Origin of the sequence: Chloracidobacterium sp., assembly GCA_016715795.1 — a bacterium.
GTDB lineage: Bacteria > Acidobacteriota > Blastocatellia > Pyrinomonadales > Pyrinomonadaceae > OLB17.
The window spans coordinates 799,273-817,981 of the sequence record JADJXP010000001.1 but is presented as its reverse complement, the minus strand read 5'-3'; the positions used below and the strand labels follow the sequence as shown (position 1 = coordinate 817,981).

Genomic DNA, 18,709 nt, shown 5'->3' with positions numbered 1-18,709 from the left:
AATCCGATTAAGGAGGTAGAATTGATGAGGAAAGCAGTGTTTCTAAAATTTGTAATTTTTATCGCAGTTATTGGTTTATTCGTGTTCCCTGTGATTGCCCAAAACGAAAAGACAATTGGGGTTGACCGCGACGGAGAATTCCACTTTGATTCGAAGACAAAAGTTGGCGGTAAAATGATCAGTTCGGGAATGTATCGGATCTCTCAGGTATTTGTAAATGGAGAGCATTTCATCGTTATTAGAAAGGTTCCAATGGTAAGTTCCGGTAAAGGCATGGGAGTTCAAAAGCCTGGCGACGAGGTGGCCCGTGTAAAGTGCACTATCTGGCAGGTTGAGGATCAAAACAAAAAATCGAAGATCCTGGTACGTCGAAATGCCGCAAATGAGCGCATTGCTCTTGAAGTTTGGTTTCGCGGCGAAAAAGCCAAGCACATCTTGCCGACGTAATATCACAAATGATCGAAAAGGGCTGAACAAATTGTTATGTCATAACGGGCGGACTATATACTTGAAAGCCTTTTGGGGTCAGGATGGCTAGAATTACGGTCCTGGCGGATACGAAGAGTTAGTTGTTGAAAATGTGAGAAGTTATGAATACAGCACTTAGTAGCGCACCGCAGACAGAAGAGGCGATAAAGGACATTGTTGAAAAGCACCGCGTTTGTTATGAGTGGAGTAACGATCACGAAATGGTGAATAGCGTCAGAATCCCCACGGGCTATTCTTTGCGACTGTACGGTTCCAACGACGAACATGACGCAGGCATCGATTCCGGCACGCATCCAATTCCGGGTTGTGCGGCATGCCGAAAGACATACTTCGATTTGTTAAGCGTCGCGAAGTGGATCATGCCCAAGGAAAAGCGTGAAACCCAGTACAAGATCGAGCCGTTCGATAATGCCTTTCACTTCGCACCTAAGCGAAACTGGCGCGAGGAAATCGTCGTAGCCATTCAACTTCTGCACCGGGACGACGTGAGCCGCCCGCAAGACGAATGCGAGATCCTTTGTCTAAAAGAAATGTGCTCCAAACTTCAAAAAATTGGGGTTCTCGAAGGGCGTGTAAACCGTGAATTCGGAAGGCATAACTGAATTCCTCCGGACCGCATAGGGCACCAACCTGACCCTCCACGGCCCGGGGAGAATCTGATAAAACTTAGCAAATGTACTTTAGCGTTTCGGCTACGTTCCGCTGACAGAAGTTCTTTGATTTTCAATCAACGATTTCGCCTTCCGATACAGAAATATCCCGCGAGCGACAACTACGACTGCCAAAATTATCAACAGCCAACACCCAAGATGAAGGATTTGGGACAAATTAAACAGGTTCATGAAAGCTATCGCCGAAACCAACAATGCGATCGATGCCTGCGTGTAGGAGAGCAATGTTCTGGAATTAGACAATTCTGTCCTTAGGACCGCCAATTGAAATGTTGCAATTTCGAGTTTTTCTGACATAGTTGTGTTTTTAGAAGCCCGGCATCAAACGAACCTCTGTTTTTAATTCGCTGCCGACGATTAACATGTGATTTGGAGCGACCCGCGTCCAACTTTCGCGATCGTCGGTCAATCTTTCTGACGCAACGATGACCCCGCTCTCATCGTCGGAGCACTCAATAATTTCCGACTTGCCGTTGCAGCACTGGAATTTACCTCGCTTTGAAAAATAGAGCGAAATTGGCTCAATTTGTGGATCGGAAACGTAGCGCACTGTCACTATAATTTGACCATCGGTGACTGCGAAATTGTAAATTGAAGGCTTTTTGACGCCGGTCTCCAGCACCCATTCCTCAAGCTGCCCGATAGTATTTACCAAAGAGTCTGATAGATCGTTTGCGCCGATGTTTTCCTTTTTGTCACCGAGAAAGTTTAAGAAAACCGCAAAAGCATGTTCGGAATCGGTCGTGCCCTCGATGGCGTGGTAGATCCTGTCGGGCAGAGAGTGACGCAGGCGGCGTTTAATCGAGCTAAAGCCTTCGATCGTACCGTTGTGCATCCACATGAAACGCCCGTAGCGAAACGGGTGACAATTACTTTCGGAGACTGCCGATCCCGGTGATGCAGCGCGTATGTGTGCAAAAAAACAACCCGATTTGATGTGTTCCGCCAGGTTCAGCAGATTCCGGTTGTTCCACGCGGGAGTAATGCTTGTAAAAACGCACGCCTCGTTGGAGATCTCGGGCGAGTACCAACCAACGCCAAACCCATCGCCGTTGAGTGGTTCGCTCCGTTCTTTGGATTTGTAACTCTGACGAATGAGTGAATTCACGGGGCGAGAAATCAAGTCGGCGAGTAAAATCTCGCGTCCCACATAACCGAGAAACCTACACATCGTCGTTATCTCCTAAAGTCTCATCGCGAACCGAGCCTGCCGATTTCACATAATCCTGCGGATGACGTTGAAATTCTGCCCGGCATCCCTCCGAGCAAAAGAAATACGTTTGACCTTCAAAATTCAACGAAAATCGAGCGGCTGTTTCATCGATCTCCATTTCGCAGACTGTATCTTTAACCATCGTATCCTCCAAATATTTCTAGCACATCCAACTGTAATGTGGTCATTTCATTAGTGATGTGTCGGGTTTTGCTTTAGCAATTCGGCCCGGAGTAGAAAACCTCCGTCAGTTACAATCTTGTCACCGACGTTTAAGCCTTCGATAACGGTGAATTGTTTGTTGTGTTCCTTGCCGAGACGCACCGGTCTCACCAGAAATACGTTTGGTTTGTCAGTTGCGACAAAGACGACTTGTTTGTCATTCATATTTTGCACGGCGGTTGAAGGGATCGTCGGCATTGTTCGCTCGGATGCGCCCGTAGAACCGAATGCGACATCTACATACATGCCAATTTTCAAGATTTGGCCCGGATTATCGAGTTCGACTCGAACCTGTGCTGTCCGCGTTTCAGGATTGATGTTCGGGTCGATGTAAGTGACGTGGCCGCGAAAGAGCCGCTCCGCATACGCGGTGGTCGTGACGCTTGCACCGCTTCCCGTGCGAAGCAACCCGAGGTCTTTTTCATATACCTGGGCGATCGCCCAGACGGAAGAAAGATTCGTCACACGCATCAATTCCTTGTTCGCCTCAACAACTTCGCCGGCATTTACATCCCGCTTTGTGATCGTCCCCGATACCGGAGCGGTCAACGCAATCTCAGAAGTGATCTGCGAAGGTGAATGGAGAGCATTTACCTTCTGAGGCGACAAGCCTAGTAGAAGCAAACGTTGCTTTGCGGTTGCAAGGTCGGACTCGGCAGCTTGTCGCTTAACGGCGGCCTGTTCGAATTCGCCTCGGCTGACTGGATTGATCTCTGCTACCTGCACAGCACGGTCATAACGCTTCTTCGCCTCAACTAAATTGGCCTCGGCTGTTTTTAGCTTGGTGGTCGTCTGTTCAAGTTCCTCGCGGCTGACGGCGCCGATCTCAAGAAGTTTTACTGTTCGTTCGTGATGTTTGTGATGTTCTGCTATTTCAGCTTCGGAAGTTTTCAATGCGGCCAATGCCTGATCTAGCTCTGCGTTACTTGTCGGGCTGATCTTAACGAGTCTGGCTGTTCTGTCGTAATTTTGCCGTGCGGTCTGAGCTTCGGTCAGCAAAGCGAGATAACGCGATTGTGAGGCAGCGAGTTCATCGCTGAAAATAACCGCAAGCGCCTGACCTTTGCCTACCTTTTGGCCTAGTTCACCTTTCACGCTGCGCAAAACTCCATTAAGCAAAGAAATTAGTGGAGTTTCCTTGTATGAGTTCGGCTGAATAACTCCGGTTGCCGCGACAGACATTGCTTCGCTCGAAAGCGTCTCACCGACCGTCTCTATCTTGAGTCCGATCTTTTCTATTTGATCGGGTGCAATGGTGATCGTTTCTTCGCCGGTCATATCGGCCTGTCCGTTGGTGTTATCGCCAAATGTAACACTTCGCGGTGGTTGAACGATCTGGCCAGTTTCGCGATTGCGGAAAAACCAAAAACCTAACGCACCTATAACTAAAACTCCAATGACCGCTATTGCAATATAAAGCGGCTTACGATTCGGCGTTTCTTCGGTAATGATCTCGTCGTTATTTTCTTCGTTCATTTCTTTTTTAGCTCCGGTGAGTTGATAGCCCGCAGTACTTCAACATTCGCTGAATAGGTCTCAAATTCGGCATCGATCAGTTCATTCTCTATATCAAGGAAACGTCGCTGTTCGGCAATGTATTCAAGCAAGCTTCTCGCACCGAGCTCGTAAGTCTGCCAAATGACTTTTAAGTTTGCGTCCGCCTGATCGCGGACACCATTTTGAAAGATCAACAGGGAGCGCGCGGCACGATTGTATCTTGCAAAGGCTGTCGCGACTTCACGCCGTATCGTCAGCTCGCCAAACTCGGTGCGGCGTTTCGCTGCTTCCTGCTCAAGAATCGCGGCTTCGACCGCTCCCTGATTCCGATTGCGAACAGGCAAGTCGATCTCGACACCAAACGTGAAAAACTGAAAGACATCCTGTATAGGCCGCAAAACGCCGTGGTCATCATAACCACTCAATGGAAAGCTCGAATTCATTCGCTGGTAGCCAGTCTTAACACTAGCGTCCAATTTGCCTTCTGACTTTGCCTGTTCGATCTTAGCCGTGGCAAGTTGCTCAACTGTCCTTGCACCTTGTAAATCTGGGCGATCACGCAATGCGTTGTCGGTCGAAGTAGTAAGCGAAGGCAATGGTGCGATCAAGTCTGTAAAATCACCTCGAAGCCTGAGCGGTTCTTCGGGCTTCATTCCTATCATATTGCGAAGCTCGAACATTGCAGTCTCAGCTTTGCCCTCGGCAGATTCACGGATCGACTGCAAACGATTGACTTCGACAAGAAAAATGTTCTGTTCCAGCGGAGCGACCTTTCCTTCCGTAACTCTCGTGGTGACGAGATCGTAACCTTGTTTTGCAACTGCAAGAGTTTTTTCGGCAACTTCAAGTTTCTTGATAGCCGCGAGGGCTTCGCCAAATTTCAATCGAACATCCGACGCAAGGAGGCGTTCTTGATTAGCAAGCTCCAACTCGCGGGCTTCCAATTCCTTTTGAGCGACCGCGATCCTTGCAGAACGCCGTCCCCCAAGTTCAAGCGGCAGCATCACTTCGGCCATCTGATTGTTGTCCGCACCGCCGATCTGCTTTGCTCCGCTTGTCGTGACCTTCGGATTTGGTCTTAAAGCGGCCTGCTTTACCATTGCCCTCGATGCTTCAACCTCCTTACGGAACGCCTGTAGTTCTCCGTTGTTTTCCAGAGAAAGAGCAACGGCTTGGTCAGCCGTCATTCCAGCCACTTGATCGAGATAACGTGCCGCACCATCGGCTAAAGGCTGTGTCTGTGAAAACACATGTGCCACAACCGCTAACGCGACAAGCAGAATTATTTTTAGTCGTTTTATAGACATGCTGTTACTGCACGATCAATTTGCCGCGCATCATATTCATCCCGCATGTAAAGCCGAACTCGCCTGAGCGCTTTGGGGTAAAGCTAACTACAACCGGCGTATTTAACGGCAAGGCTCGGGTGATTCCATATTCAGAAATAACGAGTTCTGTAGCGCAAGTGGAATCCGTCTGTCTCAAAAATGTAATTCGTGTCAGAACACCACGACGAAGAATAATGCTTGTCCGCGAATACCCTTGTTCGTTGATTAAAACCTTCGCCGTTTGTGCTTTTGGTTTGGCCTGTGATGTTCGTTTCTGCGCGTATGACTGAGCATTAAACACAAAAACCAACAGTCCCACCGTGACAATCCCAAAGACGAATTTTTGAAGTGTTTTCATAATTTGTTTCCCTTTATCTCTTCCAACTTAATGTGATTCCAGATATTTTCCTTGAGGCCCAACGCCACCCATGTGTACTAGCTGTGCTCCATGATGACCCACTATTGAAACTGTTATCGATGCCCCAATGAGCAAGATCAGAACGACTGCTTCGCTCCACAATTTCCTGTTCAGAAAGAAATGTGAAATGCCTTTTGCCACCAGAGCCGCGAGTGAAAGCCACCACGTGTATTCAGCCATTAACTCGTGCGTCTCATAAATCGAATTGACATGTTCGGGCAAATTCGTCGGATGAGCGTGAAAGGTGTTTGACGCGAGCCAAACTGTCACTGTCCCGGCAAATAAAAGCAGCAACGCTGCAAAACTAAGTTCTTTTTTGTAAACAAAAAATGCGAGCGCCTGAAACAAGCCGGCAAAGATCAGCAGAACAATAGGGAAATGAACGACGAGCGGATGATAGTTAGGAAAATCCTCAACCATATTCATCGGGGTCATTGTCATGTTGGCATGTTCGTTCGTTGTCCTGGCTGGCGGCGCCGAATTTGATTCCGTGTTTGCAATCTGAGGAGTAGGCGAGGGCGATTTTTTATCGTGGTCATCGTGGCCAACGGCCGTTAGAGCCGTCAAGAATACAGCGGCTAATGCAACGGTTAAATAGATAAGTTTCAGTTTCATATTTCGCTCTCCTTTTTTAGTTCTCGTTCACGCAGCCAATAAAAAATCACTGGCGTGATTATCAAAACATGAAGCAAGCTCGAAATCATCCCGCCCAAAACCGGTGCCGCAAGCGGCTTCATGACCTCGGAACCGGCGCTCGCGCTCCACATGATCGGCAAAAGGCCAGCAACGACTGTCGAAACGGTCATTACCTTTGGCCTGAGCCTGAGCAAAGCTCCGTCGATGACGGCCTGCATAAGTTCCTGGCGCGTCAATTGTCGCCCTGCCTGATCACGTTTTTTATGAACGGCCTCATTGAGATAGATAACCATCACAACCGCTGTTTGTACTGCGGTCCCAAACAGGGCGATAAAGCCTACCCAGACCGCGACTGAGAAGTTATAGCCCAGAAGCCAGACAAGATAAACCCCGCCGGTCAAGGCAAACGGCACGGCCATGAGAACGTGAGCCGCTTCGAGTGCAGAGTGATAAGTTAAATAAAGCAATCCGAATATCACTATCAATACGATCGGGACGACGAAAAGCAGGCGGCTTTTTGCGCGTTGCTGATTTTCATATTGTCCACTCCACGCAACGTAATAACCGGCTGGAAGCTGGATATTTTTTGCTACGGACTGTTTCGCTTCGTCAACAAAACTTCCGACATCGCGGCCGCGGACATTCAACAGCACCGTGCCGCGAAGCAAGCCATTCTCGCTCTGAATCATGGTTGCTCCTTCGACCTTGCGAACATCCGCGACCTGGGCGAGCGGAACTGTGCCGCCATTTGCCATCGCGATCGGGATTTGTCCCAACGCATCGGGCGTATCGCGAAATTGCGGCGCATAGCGAACACGGACGGGAAAACGTCGCCGGCCTTCTATAGTTACAGATAGATTTGTTTCGCCGATACCTTTTTCTATCGTGTCCTGTATGACGGCAACGTCTATTCCGTATCTTGCCGCCGCTGGACGGTTGATCTTTATGTCGATGTATGGTGAACCACCGATCTGTTCAGGATAGACATCGACTGCACCTGGTATCTTCTTGACATCTTCCGCTACCTGCCGCGAGATTGCTTCAAGCTGCTTCAGATCATGGCCGAATATCTTGATACCAACCTGGGTCCGAATTCCTGTGGTCAACATCTCAATGCGATTGATTATCGGCTGCGTCCAAATATTCGTGACACCGGGCATACGCAGCTTGTCGTCCATTTCGGCGACAAGAGATTCGCGCGTCATTCCCGGACGCCATTCGCCCTGTGGCTTTAGATGAATGATGGTTTCATTCATATTTATCGGCGACGGGTCGGTTGAGGTTTCTGCTCGACCAGCCTTGCCCACTGCCCATTCGACTTCGGGAAATGCCTTTAGCATTTCATCCTGTTTGGACATGATATTGCGTGCCTCGTCGATTGAGATCGCCGGATCGGTTACGGGCATAAACATAACATCGCCCTCGTTAAGGGGCGGCATAAACTCACTTCCTATTCCTGCAGCCAACAGGAGTGCTCCCAGAAATAACGTCAAGGCTCCACAAACGGCGATCAAACGATGTCTTAGGGCGAGTGTCAAAACGGGTTCATAAAGACGCCTGAGGAATCGCATTACGGGGTTATGTCCCTCGGAATGAACCTTACCTCCGATAAGAAACGTGCAAAGCACGGGCACTAGCGTCACCGCAAGCAGTGTTGCACCGGCCATTGCAAACGTCTTTGTAAAGGCAAGCGGGTGAAAGAGTTTTCCTTCCTGTCCGATCAAAGCAAAAACGGGGATAAAGGCGAGAATGATGATCGCCATTGAAAAGAAAACGGGACGCCCAACAAGCTTGGTCGATTCAAGAACGATCTTCCAAACGGCCTTTCGGTCCTTTGGATCCACATTACGCAACTCCATAAACCGAAAGGCATTTTCCGTAACGACAATTCCCGCATCGACAAGGACACCAATAGCAATAGCAATTCCCGACAGAGACATCAGATTTGAACTGATGCCCATGAAATACATAAAAAGAAAGGACATCAACACCGCAAGCGGAAGCGGAATCGTGACGATCAGGATCGAGCGGAAATGTGCGAGGAAAATAATATGTGCAAGAGTAACGAGGAGTAGTTCTTCGATCAGTGAACGCTTTAGCGTGTCTGTCGCCCGATTGATAAGCTGCGTTCGGTCATAAAACGGCATGATCCGAACGCCCGGAGGCAACCCGGGTTGCAATGCTTCGATCTTTTGTTTTACAGCGTCAATGACTTCGAGAGTATTAACGCCGTAGCGGGCGATGACCACTCCGCCGACAGCTTCTTTTCCATTTTTATCGAGTGCTCCCGTGCGAAAAGCACTGCCGAGCTTTACCTCAGCGACATTCTTGACATAGATAGGTGTGCCATTCGACGAGCCGATCATTATGTTCTCGACATCTTCCATCGAGCCGATCAAACCGATGCCGCGAACGACTGCCCACTGCCCACCCTGCTCAACCACGTTTCCACCGACATTGTTATTCGATCTTTGAACTGCCTCTACAACCGTCGAAACCGGCAAATTCACCCCGCGCAGTTTATTCGGGTCAATGTCTATCTGGTACTGCTGAACATAACCGCCAACGGATGCGACTTCGGCAACGCCGGGAACAGAATTAAGTTGATACCGCACAAACCAATCCTGAACCGTGCGCAGGTCGCGCATATTCATATCACCGGATTCAAGCGTGTACCAAAATATCTGTCCGACGCCTGTTGCGTCAGGCCCTAGAGTCGGAACAACACCCTCAGGCAATTGCTTTGAAACGAGATTCAGACGTTCCAGAACTCTGGTTCGGGCCCAGTAAAGATCAACATTATCCTCGAAGATGATATTTATCATCGAGAAGCTAAATGCTGAGTTGGCGCGGATCACGCGGACGCCGGGAAGCCCCTGAAGATTGGTAACGAGCGGGTAAGTCACCTGATCTTCGACTTCCTGTGGCGAACGTCCTGTCCAGTCGGTAAAGACAATTACCTGATTGTCTGAAAGATCAGGAATCGCATCTATCGGCGTGTGAACAAGCGCCCAATATCCCGCCGCCGCCACCGCAAGATAAAACACGATGACGATGCCGCGATTTTTTAACGACCACTCGATAATCTTGTGGATCATGGTTTGCTACCTAGCGGTTACCGGCAAACTGAAGGCTCCTTTTCCGGCTGGCCCTTCGTATGTAATCTGAGCCTGCCATGCGCCTGCCATATCAATGTTTACTTTGCCTTTATACATCCCCAATGTACCGGTGGTTGTAAACGTCGCGCCGTTGTTCATTTCGGCCATACTGCCCATGGCAGCCATGCGATAGTTAAGAGCTACCGAGCCAACATCTACCGGCTTACCAGACGCGTCCGTGAACGTTAATGTGAATTCCTGTTGACCTTTCTTCAATGAGCCGTCTGCGTTCGAGATCGTAGCAGTCAGATTGTTTCCGGCCGGGCCGGTAGCAATTGACTTTCCCGAAGGGACACTAACAGAACTGGAACCTGAACCACAGGCCGCAATAGAAACGATGATGGAAAAAAGCGTAACTGAACCAATAATTAAAAAAGTCTTCTTCATACTGTTTTCTCCTAAAAGTAAATTTGATTTCGAGCCTCGCGTATTCCAAAGGAAGCCGCAAAAAGGCGCGGTATTGCGCAGCAAAAAAGGCGTAGTTCACCAAAAATCGGCGCACTACTCCTATTAAGCTAGATCAAAAACGAATTATGTTGGATGTATCTGGGTTGAAATGTTCGCGTTAGAGCTAGACGCGAATAGAGCGGCGATTTAGAAGGTTGAACGGTTCTCGTTGGAAACAGAGCCGCTATCTGCTCGGCAATAGACTGCGAAACAGTCTTGCTTGACGGGTAAAAACTGAATGAGATGCCTGACGGGGTCGGAATAGACTCGGAACAATTAACGGCACAGCAAAGACGGGTCGCCTCCGCCGCAGGTGAATGATCCTTGCTTCGAGCCTTATCACAGCATTTCATCATTTTATCGTTTGGAGAATGCAGCGGTGTCCCCGACACAACCCCACCTACCAGAGCGATGAGTATGAAAAGCAATGTGATCCGCTTTACCATCACGTTTGAATATATTCCTTGGCTCTCACAAAAGTCAATGACAATCGTCGCGTCTCTCGCCGCGATGGGCTTCGATGCCTTCAGGTGCGACAATCGGGACTGTGATAAGGGCGAACGCAGAATCGCTCCACCACCAGAGGAAGATCGCGTTTATTAGGACGGTGCGACCGATCTTAGACCATTGCGATCACCTTTTGCAGGCGCTCGTGCACCTCGTTAGCGACCTCATGGATCGCTGGATTGTCGATCAGCGACATCATTTCTATGGGGTCGATCGCCGAGACCACGGAGCTATTCTTATCGTCCGCTTCGTAAACGATAATGTTGCAGGGCAGCAGCAGCCCAACTTCAATGTCCTGGAGCAGCGTCCGGTAAGCAAGCGGCGGATTGCATGCGCCCAGTATCAAATAAGGGCGAAAATCCACACCGAGCTTTTCCTTTAGCTTCTCGTCGATCCGTATCTCGGAAAGAATCCCGAAGCCCTCTTTTCCGAGGGCGATGCGAGTACGCTCAGTCGCCTCCTCGAATGTTGCATTGATTTTGCGGCTGAGACCATATTTTTGGTGCTTTGCACGTTGTACTTGCATATTTCCTCCTGTGGGGATGGTTCCAACCTGATTGAGAGCAACTCTTGTGCCGGACGGCGACGCCCTGCATCACAGTCTTTTGTAAGCCCCAAAGTAGAAACCGATGTGGAAAAACTCGCGCTTAAGTTGAGAGCCAAAGCTCGACGTGCGAACGGAACCGAATGGTCCTAAATCGAATGATCTTCGAGGCGCCTTCGGAGTGGCTAACGCGGCTATTGTCAGTGGTAGCTCACCGGCACAAATCTGGACGTTAAAATCGCAGCATACGAAGCCCGCTGCCAATAACCACAAACTCACTGATTTCATGGCCCAACACCGCGACAGGAAGCGAGAAGAAACCGCCCACGGCACCGATCACTAGAACCGTAATGACGACTGCTGACAGAACAAGGTTTTGATTAACTACCTGCTGATTGCGCCGGGCAAGTCTGAGCGCGTAAACCAGTTTTTCCAGATCGTCCGCCATCAACGCTACATCCGCGGTTTCCAGCGCGACATCCGTTCCGGCTGCCCCCATTGCGACTCCGACCGTCGCCTCCGCGAGGGCCGGTGCGTCGTTTACACCGTCGCCGACCATCCCGACGTGGCCGTACCGCTCTGACAATTCGCGTACCTTGGTTACTTTATCTTCCGGCTTGAGGTCCGCGTAAAACTCGTCGATGCCGACTTCGCACGCGATGGCTTCCGCCGTCCGTGGATTATCGCCGGTGAGCATTACGATTCTTTCCACCCCGGCAGCGTGAAGATCTATGATTGCCTGACGAGCGTTGGAGCGAATATTGTCGCGGATTGCCAAGAGTCCCCAAGCTTGACGTTCCGCACCTATGATGATCACAGTTTTACCTTCAGCCTGCAGGCGGTCAATAGTCTCCGCCTCCGCGTGTAGAGTGGCGCCGAGTTGCTTTTGGAAAAGGTCTGGGCTGCCTATGTAGACCGTGGACTCATCAACGCCTGCAGATGCACCGGCACCGGTGAGGGATCGAAAATCGCTGACCTCCGAGACCGTTATGCCTTGTTTTTCGGCGTACTCAACCACTGCATTCGCCAAAGGATGTTGGCTCCGCCGTTCGATCCCTGCGGCAATCGATAGAACCTTTTCTGGTGACATCCCGCTTGCCTGTCCGTTCGGCCGAAGCTCTAAAAAGTCAGTAACCTCAGGGTGACCGCGTGTGATCGTTCCCGTCTTGTCCAATGCAACAACCTTAATTTTGGCCAGTTCCTCTACGTACAATCCGCCTTTGATCAGGACCCCATTTCGCGCTCCGGTTCCCAAACTCGCCACTAACGTGATAGGGATCGAAATCGCCAGAGCACACGGCGCGGCAGCAACTATAAATACCGTTGCCCGAACGAGCCATGTAGTCCAATCAGATCCAAAGACCAACGGTGGAACTATTGCAATCATGATTCCCACAAGTAAAACGGCCGGACTGTAACGTCTGCCGAAGCGCTCAATGAATTGCTGGCTTTTTCCTTTTTGCTCGTGAGCCTCCTCAACCATATGAATGATCCTGGCGATCGTATTATTTGCAAAGGTCTTCGTCGCTCGGACCTCCAGAAACCCTTCAGCGTTGATGCTTCCGGCGAACAGAGTGTCGGCGATCGTTTTCTCGACCGGTACACTCTCGCCGGTCACGGGCGCTTGGTTTACGCTTGATGAGCCGGCTATAACTTCACCGTCCGTTGCCACCGACTGCCCGGGCTTTACTAAGAAAATGTCACCAACGGCAATCTCCTCAACTGGAATTGTGACCTCGTTACCGTCGCGTCTAACCAAAGCCATTTTCGGAGCTAGATCCATCAGGGCTTTTATTGCCCCGCGAGTCTTTTCTTCCGTATATCCCTCAGCCGCTTCCGAAATCGAGTATAGGAATGCGAGCATGGCTCCCTCTCCGGGGAGACCCAGCACGGCGGCCACCACAGCCGCAATGCTCATCAATAGCTCAATACCCACCTCTCGTTCGAAAACGAGTTCTTCGAGGGCTTCACGTCCGAAGTAATAACCCCCGACCAGGATCGCGGCAATATAAATGATCGTCGAAACGACTGCCGGCGTAGACGCGAAAGTCAAGAGAAAACCGATCAGAAGAAGGATCCCTGAAATTGCAGAGGTTACAACCTTAGGATTGCGCCAGGGGGCAGGTTTGGCCACCATCCCACGCCCTTCCTGCGCCGGGAAACCCAAAGCCTCTAGTTTCTCTTTCAGCGCGTCGGCGGACGTCGTATCCTCGTCAAAGGTGACCGCGACCTTTGCGGATTTCGGGTAAGTCTTCAACCCGAGAATACCCGGAAAGCCCCTGAAACCTCTTTCAATGGCGGCCGCTTCTGACTCACAATCCATATTAGCGACACGAAAATCAATTTGTTTAGAACTCATACGCCTTAATACCTTGCCACCGGCAGGCCGAGAACTGAAGTTCGCGACCTTGTTTCATTATTCTCTGATATAGAATCTACCAATTCCCTCGCGATTAACGTGCGTTTTTTGATTCGTGGGCTGCGCCAAACAAAATATAAGACGCCTATGACGGCAGACAATACCTAACGTTCCCGCTAGCCTAGATATTGGTTGCCTGAACCAGAATTAGGGCTCCGAAGAATGCGGAAAGAGGGGTCTTTTTCGCCATACTTTGGTCTTACAATCGAGTGGTTTTACCATTGGATCATGACCAGAATCTGTTACTGGCCGAGTTAGGTTTTTTTCTGCCGCGTTCAGTTTCACGTTATGCTCCTTATCGCTGACAGCAACCGCAATCTGAGCCAAGCCCTTTTTCGCCGGTTGCCTTCTCCAAAACACCTTTCTCGGCAGAACAGCCGATTTTCGAAACGGCGAAGGTGGTTTTATACATTTTATTTCGGGTTAGTTCGGAACCTTATTTCCTGCGTCTCTTTGATCGCCTTTTGGTTGTCCGTCTAAAGTTAGGTCGATCGATCAATGGATCTTGTTTTGACTTACGTCGGCGAGAAATGAACCTTGACATTAGAAAGAACCATCCGAGCAAAATCGCTATGAAGAGGATCACCGTTGCCACGTGATAAAGCACATGGGGCAGATTTGCAGAACTGTGATCGATCTCCATTATCTATCACGATGGCTGATCTTCAATTACATCTCATCATTCGCGTGTCCGGCCTGCGCACGGCGTCCAAATATTCCCCATGCATAACTAGCCAAGGCGAGGGCAATCAAGAGATTGATAGCTAGTGAGACGACGCTCCATATTGACGAGAAAGAAATCCCAAAAATCGTGATCCTTGTTCCGGAAACCAGTAAGATTCCATGAGCAAATGCATGAAATGCTTCTGCGCCGCAAAAGAATTTGGCTATTTCTCGTTTACGATCTTTCGTCATGACTTTCTACTTTCTATTCCGTCGCTAACGCGTCTGATCAATGCTTTGAAGTCTGAGGCACGGACAGGATTATTCAGGTCAGGCGGTTCAAGCGATCTAAGGAGGTCATTCTGCAATTTATCGAGTGCGGTTTGCGCATCCTTACTTAAGACAATCGTAGACGTTCCTGAAAGGAAGTTTTCACGCATAGCCATCAGAAAGCCTCGCGCGTCTTGAAACTCGATGAGATTATCCTTACCGGGAGTTCCCGCCTCCTGAATATCGATCCGGTTGCCTTCGGTCGCCGTCGTGTATTCGCCCTCCGCCGTATCCAGCACAAAACGCATTGCTCGTTTGCGAAAGTCTGGCTTGTCGTAGGCGTCGCCCGCAATGGCTTTGCAAGCCTGCTCGGTTGTTGTGAGGACCATCTGATATTTCTTTTCTACATCGTCAGCCGGGGTCTCGGATTTACCGGAAACAGCCACAAATTCGGTCAAAGTGTTGTTAAGGGAATCGAAAACATTGTGTTCGCGCAAGAGCTTTTGCAAAGAGATCGCGTCTGGTTCATTGCCCATCAACAACTCGTGCTGCGGGTGTCCGGCGTGCTTCCCGGCGCGTTTAAGATCGAGTGCGGGATTCGGACCTTCGCCCTTTGTGCCGCGATCATGAAGGGCTTTTGATGTTCTGACGTGGCCTTCAAGTACCATCAGAGCGCCTACGGCATCGACCTCGGCTGTTAAAGGCTCGACTTCTTCACCGGCCTGGACAATGACGGTGGCGGTCGAGCTTTGTCCGCGCTCGTCAACAAGAGTGTATTTTCCTTCGCCGCCGTTGGCCTTCACAACCACCCGGCCATTTGGCGGGGCAACAACTTCGCCAATAAAGAGACCGTTCCCTTCAAAGACCAACGGAAGATTTCCGTCATTCTGAATAGTGATCGCTTGTCCTCTCGAAAGGCTCACACTCGACGGATCCACCTGTTTATTTGCAAACCGGAGTGTCGCGGTCGAAGCGGACGGGGCGTTTTGAATGGCGGCCTTTGACTCGGCGATACCTACAACAAGCTCGGTGCCAAATCCAAGAAAGAATCCGAACGCAAGCGCAGCCGTAGATCCGACCGCTCCCAGCGTTGCAAAACGAAGGCGAAACAGTTCCCGGGTGACATAGACCAAAGAGCCAACGGCAACAGAAAGAAATAGAAGCTCGATAGTCGGATTGACCCAAATACCGCCGACAAAGGAACCGATGGCGGTGGGTGCTCCGGCGATCAAGCCGAGCAATAAAAGTCGCGCCCAGCTTACTTTTTGTCCGACGAGCGGACCGGCAATGCCAAACCCCTCCGTCGCGTTGTGCAGGGCGAAACCGACGACAAGAATCGTGCCGAGAGCGGCCTGCCCCCCCGAGAAAGACTGGCCGATCGCGAGACCTTCGGCAAAATTGTGCAGGCCGATGCCAACCGCGATCATCGTTGCCACTTCTAACGCATCAAGACCAAGTGTTTCGGCGCGTTTCTTCCGTCGCTCTTCAAGGAATGCTAGGCCCACAAGCCCGACCATAAAGCCTGCGACCAAGACAATTCCTTGCAGCAACGCAGTGGTGGCCTCCCCGCCCTTTGCTGACGTTTCGACCGTCTCCATGGCGTGGTACCCTACCTCGACAACCAGGAACAGGAGTACACCCGCGGAAGCAACAGCCAGGATGCCTCGCAACCTTTCAGACGCACCTTGCCATCGTGCTATCGGAAGGCCAAGAAAAATCGTTATACCGGCGATCACACCTAGAAGGACGTTATTTGAAAACATAAGAACCAACCTAAAAATAAATCTAAAATAATTCGAGATTTCGCTGGCATAACAACCACGCGAATACAATAAGTGCTAAAAACACACGAATCAGCCAACTTCGGTTCACAACAATTCCTCAACATGGCGAAAACCTTCTTCAAGCAGATGATCGATGTGTTCATCGTCCAGGGAGTAGTACGCGATCTTACCCTCCTTGCGAAACCTGACGAGATTCATCTGTCTAAGGACCCGCAGGCTGTGCGATACCGCGGACTGTGAAACCCCAAGTAAATTTGCGAGGTCACAAACACAAAGCTCCTCGTGTGACAACGCATGAGCGATCCTTATGCGAGTCGGATCGCCTAAGGCCCTGAACGTGTCAGCTAACAACGAAATCGCAGAAAGGGGTTTCATAGTTTTGGTCACGCGACGAACCTTTTCATCGTCCACGTACTGGATCTCGCACAGGTCGGTGATCATTGCGGCAGCTTGCTCTTTCATTTATTCTCTCACCCCAATTTAGGATATATGAACATCTGTTCATATAAACATATATAATCATATAGCCCGCGTCAAATCAGTGCGGGGACTATCAAATGCGGGCCGGTAAAAGAGACTGACTGGTGCGCACGTTGGAGCTGGCGAATAGAAAAAAGGAAGCATGTTTTCACACTTCCTTGAATTTGGTCAGGCGGCAGCTCTCGTGGCTTCCTCCTCGACCATTAAATCTATTTGATCCTCGGTATCGCCCCACTCGGATGCGTCCTGGATCTCTTCCTCCTTTAATTCTCCGTCCTCGCCTTTGACGAGACGGAATCTTCCGGTGCCGCAGTCAAATAACGGTCGCCTTTCGGCAATGGTTGCTTCATCTTTTATCCCGGACATATAAAGCCCGAGTTTCGCTGTCGCTTCGAACTGTTTCAACGGTCCGAGTGACTTGAAGGCAGACGTAAACGCATTCGATAACGACCAGAGGTTTCGCGAGCGAAAATCCTCATGACCGGGATCGAAATAGTTTGCATGTACCACGGGCATCAGCTGGCGCGGAACACCTTTGAGCACTCTCTCGACAAAGGCTCGATAGATAATAAGCCGTGCGTCATTGTCTGTAAGACCATATGCCCGCATAAGCTTTATCTGATTCGCTATCGAATCAAGGCCACGATAGATGCGGTCGACCGCGACGGCGATTGAATCCGTGAGATTGAGTTTCGACGTATGCTTGTGAAGCAGCGGCGAGAAATCTCCCGAAAATGCCATGTTGTCGCAGACGAAGACACGGTAGCCGGCCGTTAAGGCGAGCCTCATCGACTTGTCATTCGAGTTGCGCAGACCGATCGAGAAACGACCCCCTTCAAATGCTGCATCGAGATCCATGACCCCAAACATCTTCAAACCGTCCTGCGAGACGGCATATTCGTCTTTTACGACGCGAAGATGACGGAACGAAAGAGCTTCCTCGAGAACCTCTACTATCTTGAAATGTGGGAGCGGCTGATGTGTTTTTGTTGCCTCCGGGAGAGGCATCTCTTTCAGTTCGTCCCGTGTGACTTTGCGCGCACCGCAGTGCGCCATAAGTGTTGAACCGTTTTCGTTCATTACTTTATCCTCCTATTTGTTTTTTGACTTAGTACTTTTGAAATGGATCTTCCGGCACGTCGAGCGTGTCGCTTGAGAGAACGACATCGTCAACAAAGTCATTAACGACCTGATCTCGGCCGCCAGTCCGCCAAAGGCTCTCAACAGCGTCGGGATCAAAGGACTCGATCTCGCCATCATAGAGAGTGGACATGTTGGCCTGTTTGGTCCCGGGAAGACCGAAGAAAGTGACGGCGCCTGCTTCCAAACGCAACTTCAGCTTGCCGGCATCTAAGTAGACCGTGTAGATATATTCTTCCCCACAGTCGCGCGTTCCGGCCGGATAAAGATAGAATCCGCCGGGTTCTTTTTTGAAATGAGCGATAAGCTGGGCTGCGAGGCAGTCCATCCCATTCGCCACTCTTTTCTCTTTTCCCAAGCCAAGCCCGTTTACTATCTGAATTCCTTCTAAAAAGGATTTCAGTTCGGCTCCGTGGCCTGTCGGATAGCCATCAAACTGTCGATAGAGGACGCAGATCTCCACGCCCCTATCTTCTTGAACGATGGTTAAGCTTCTGGTTCCCATAACGTCGATCCTCTCGCGATCAGGCAGCTACCTTAATTGCAGGGAATTCTTCCTCCTCTCGCGACGCTTCGACGCCGTTTTCGGCTTCGAATCGTTCTCCATTCGACTTGGGCTCACGAATGTTGAACGTAATTCCTGGATGGATATCCAGCCGTACGTTCAAGCTTCCGTCACGGCAGATAAATGCGCTGCCGGCGGTCCTCCAAAACGTCTGTCGATTGGGTTCAAAGCCCCTTTCGACGATCAAATAGACGATCTTGAAATCTGACATACTTCCTCCGTTGTGTTGTGGTTTGTTTTTGTATTGGCTCCCGGCCA

At 50.2% G+C, this 18,709-nt stretch carries 19 protein-coding genes; 2 read left to right on the top strand and 17 right to left on the bottom strand.

The window, feature by feature from the left end; genetic code table 11:
- The first annotated feature begins 24 nt into the window (after nucleotides 1-24).
- Both IPM59_03715 and IPM59_03710 read left to right on the top strand, forming a co-directional pair.
- Entirely contained in the window at nucleotides 25-447 is a 423-nt protein-coding gene (locus tag IPM59_03715; GenBank protein MBK9214693.1) for a hypothetical protein, read from the top strand.
- 143 nt (nucleotides 448-590) lie between these two features.
- The gene (locus IPM59_03710; protein ID MBK9214692.1) at nucleotides 591-1,091 is read left to right on the top strand and encodes a hypothetical protein; all 501 of its coding nucleotides are present in this window, start codon (nucleotides 591-593) and stop codon (nucleotides 1,089-1,091) included.
- A 90-nt stretch (nucleotides 1,092-1,181) separates the two neighbouring features.
- Here the strand turns inward: IPM59_03710 and IPM59_03705 are convergent, their stop codons facing one another.
- The 17 genes from IPM59_03705 to IPM59_03625 all read right to left on the bottom strand — a co-directional run bounded on the left by IPM59_03705 (nucleotide 1,182) and on the right by IPM59_03625 (nucleotide 18,662).
- Nucleotides 1,182-1,457: a DUF202 domain-containing protein gene (locus IPM59_03705; protein MBK9214691.1), complete on the bottom strand. Its 276-nt coding sequence runs from the start codon at nucleotides 1,455-1,457 to the stop codon at nucleotides 1,182-1,184.
- Between the two features lie 10 nt (nucleotides 1,458-1,467).
- Nucleotides 1,468-2,310: a class II glutamine amidotransferase gene (locus tag IPM59_03700; protein ID MBK9214690.1), complete on the bottom strand. Its 843-nt coding sequence runs from the start codon at nucleotides 2,308-2,310 to the stop codon at nucleotides 1,468-1,470.
- A 13-nt stretch (nucleotides 2,311-2,323) separates the two neighbouring features.
- Nucleotides 2,324-2,491, bottom strand: coding sequence for a YHS domain-containing protein (locus IPM59_03695; protein MBK9214689.1), 168 nt, complete (start codon nucleotides 2,489-2,491; stop codon nucleotides 2,324-2,326).
- Nucleotides 2,492-2,565: 74 nt separating this feature from the next.
- Nucleotides 2,566-4,071 carry an efflux RND transporter periplasmic adaptor subunit gene (locus IPM59_03690; GenBank protein MBK9214688.1) on the bottom strand — a complete coding sequence of 502 codons (1,506 nt, stop codon included), beginning with the start codon at nucleotides 4,069-4,071 and terminating at the stop codon, nucleotides 2,566-2,568.
- Complete coding sequence (locus IPM59_03685; GenBank protein MBK9214687.1) at nucleotides 4,068-5,342, bottom strand: TolC family protein; 1,275 nt, start codon at nucleotides 5,340-5,342, stop codon at nucleotides 4,068-4,070. Before IPM59_03685 ends, IPM59_03690 begins: the two co-directional genes overlap by 4 nt.
- Nucleotides 5,343-5,403: 61 nt before the next feature.
- Entirely contained in the window at nucleotides 5,404-5,778 is a 375-nt protein-coding gene (locus IPM59_03680; GenBank protein MBK9214686.1) for a cupredoxin domain-containing protein, read from the bottom strand.
- Between the two features lie 27 nt (nucleotides 5,779-5,805).
- A complete protein-coding gene (locus tag IPM59_03675) occupies nucleotides 5,806-6,453 on the bottom strand; it encodes a hypothetical protein (GenBank protein MBK9214685.1) in 648 nt (215 codons plus the stop codon).
- On the bottom strand, nucleotides 6,450-9,572 hold the full coding sequence (locus IPM59_03670) for an efflux RND transporter permease subunit (GenBank protein MBK9214684.1): 3,123 nt from the start codon (nucleotides 9,570-9,572) through the stop codon (nucleotides 6,450-6,452). Before IPM59_03670 ends, IPM59_03675 begins: the two co-directional genes overlap by 4 nt.
- A 6-nt stretch (nucleotides 9,573-9,578) precedes the next feature.
- Entirely contained in the window at nucleotides 9,579-10,019 is a 441-nt protein-coding gene (locus tag IPM59_03665) for a FixH family protein (protein MBK9214683.1), read from the bottom strand.
- A 679-nt stretch (nucleotides 10,020-10,698) separates the two neighbouring features.
- Nucleotides 10,699-11,112, bottom strand: coding sequence for a DUF302 domain-containing protein (locus IPM59_03660; protein ID MBK9214682.1), 414 nt, complete (start codon nucleotides 11,110-11,112; stop codon nucleotides 10,699-10,701).
- Nucleotides 11,113-11,362: 250 nt separating this feature from the next.
- Nucleotides 11,363-13,453, bottom strand: a complete 2,091-nt coding sequence (locus IPM59_03655) for a heavy metal translocating P-type ATPase (GenBank protein MBK9214681.1) — start codon at nucleotides 13,451-13,453, stop codon at nucleotides 11,363-11,365.
- 765 nt (nucleotides 13,454-14,218) lie between these two features.
- A complete protein-coding gene (locus IPM59_03650; protein ID MBK9214680.1) occupies nucleotides 14,219-14,464 on the bottom strand; it encodes a hypothetical protein in 246 nt (81 codons plus the stop codon).
- A complete protein-coding gene (locus IPM59_03645; GenBank protein MBK9214679.1) occupies nucleotides 14,461-16,245 on the bottom strand; it encodes a ZIP family metal transporter in 1,785 nt (594 codons plus the stop codon). Before IPM59_03645 ends, IPM59_03650 begins: the two co-directional genes overlap by 4 nt.
- A gap of 105 nt (nucleotides 16,246-16,350) precedes the next feature.
- Nucleotides 16,351-16,707 (bottom strand): winged helix-turn-helix transcriptional regulator, encoded by a 357-nt coding sequence (locus IPM59_03640; GenBank protein MBK9214678.1) that lies wholly within the window; start codon nucleotides 16,705-16,707, stop codon nucleotides 16,351-16,353.
- Between the two features lie 207 nt (nucleotides 16,708-16,914).
- Nucleotides 16,915-17,826: a hypothetical protein gene (locus tag IPM59_03635; GenBank protein MBK9214677.1), complete on the bottom strand. Its 912-nt coding sequence runs from the start codon at nucleotides 17,824-17,826 to the stop codon at nucleotides 16,915-16,917.
- 28 nt (nucleotides 17,827-17,854) lie between these two features.
- Nucleotides 17,855-18,391 carry a hypothetical protein gene (locus IPM59_03630; GenBank protein ID MBK9214676.1) on the bottom strand — a complete coding sequence of 179 codons (537 nt, stop codon included), beginning with the start codon at nucleotides 18,389-18,391 and terminating at the stop codon, nucleotides 17,855-17,857.
- A 19-nt stretch (nucleotides 18,392-18,410) separates the two neighbouring features.
- Nucleotides 18,411-18,662, bottom strand: a complete 252-nt coding sequence (locus tag IPM59_03625; protein ID MBK9214675.1) for a hypothetical protein — start codon at nucleotides 18,660-18,662, stop codon at nucleotides 18,411-18,413.
- Between the last annotated feature and the right edge of the window lie 47 nt (nucleotides 18,663-18,709).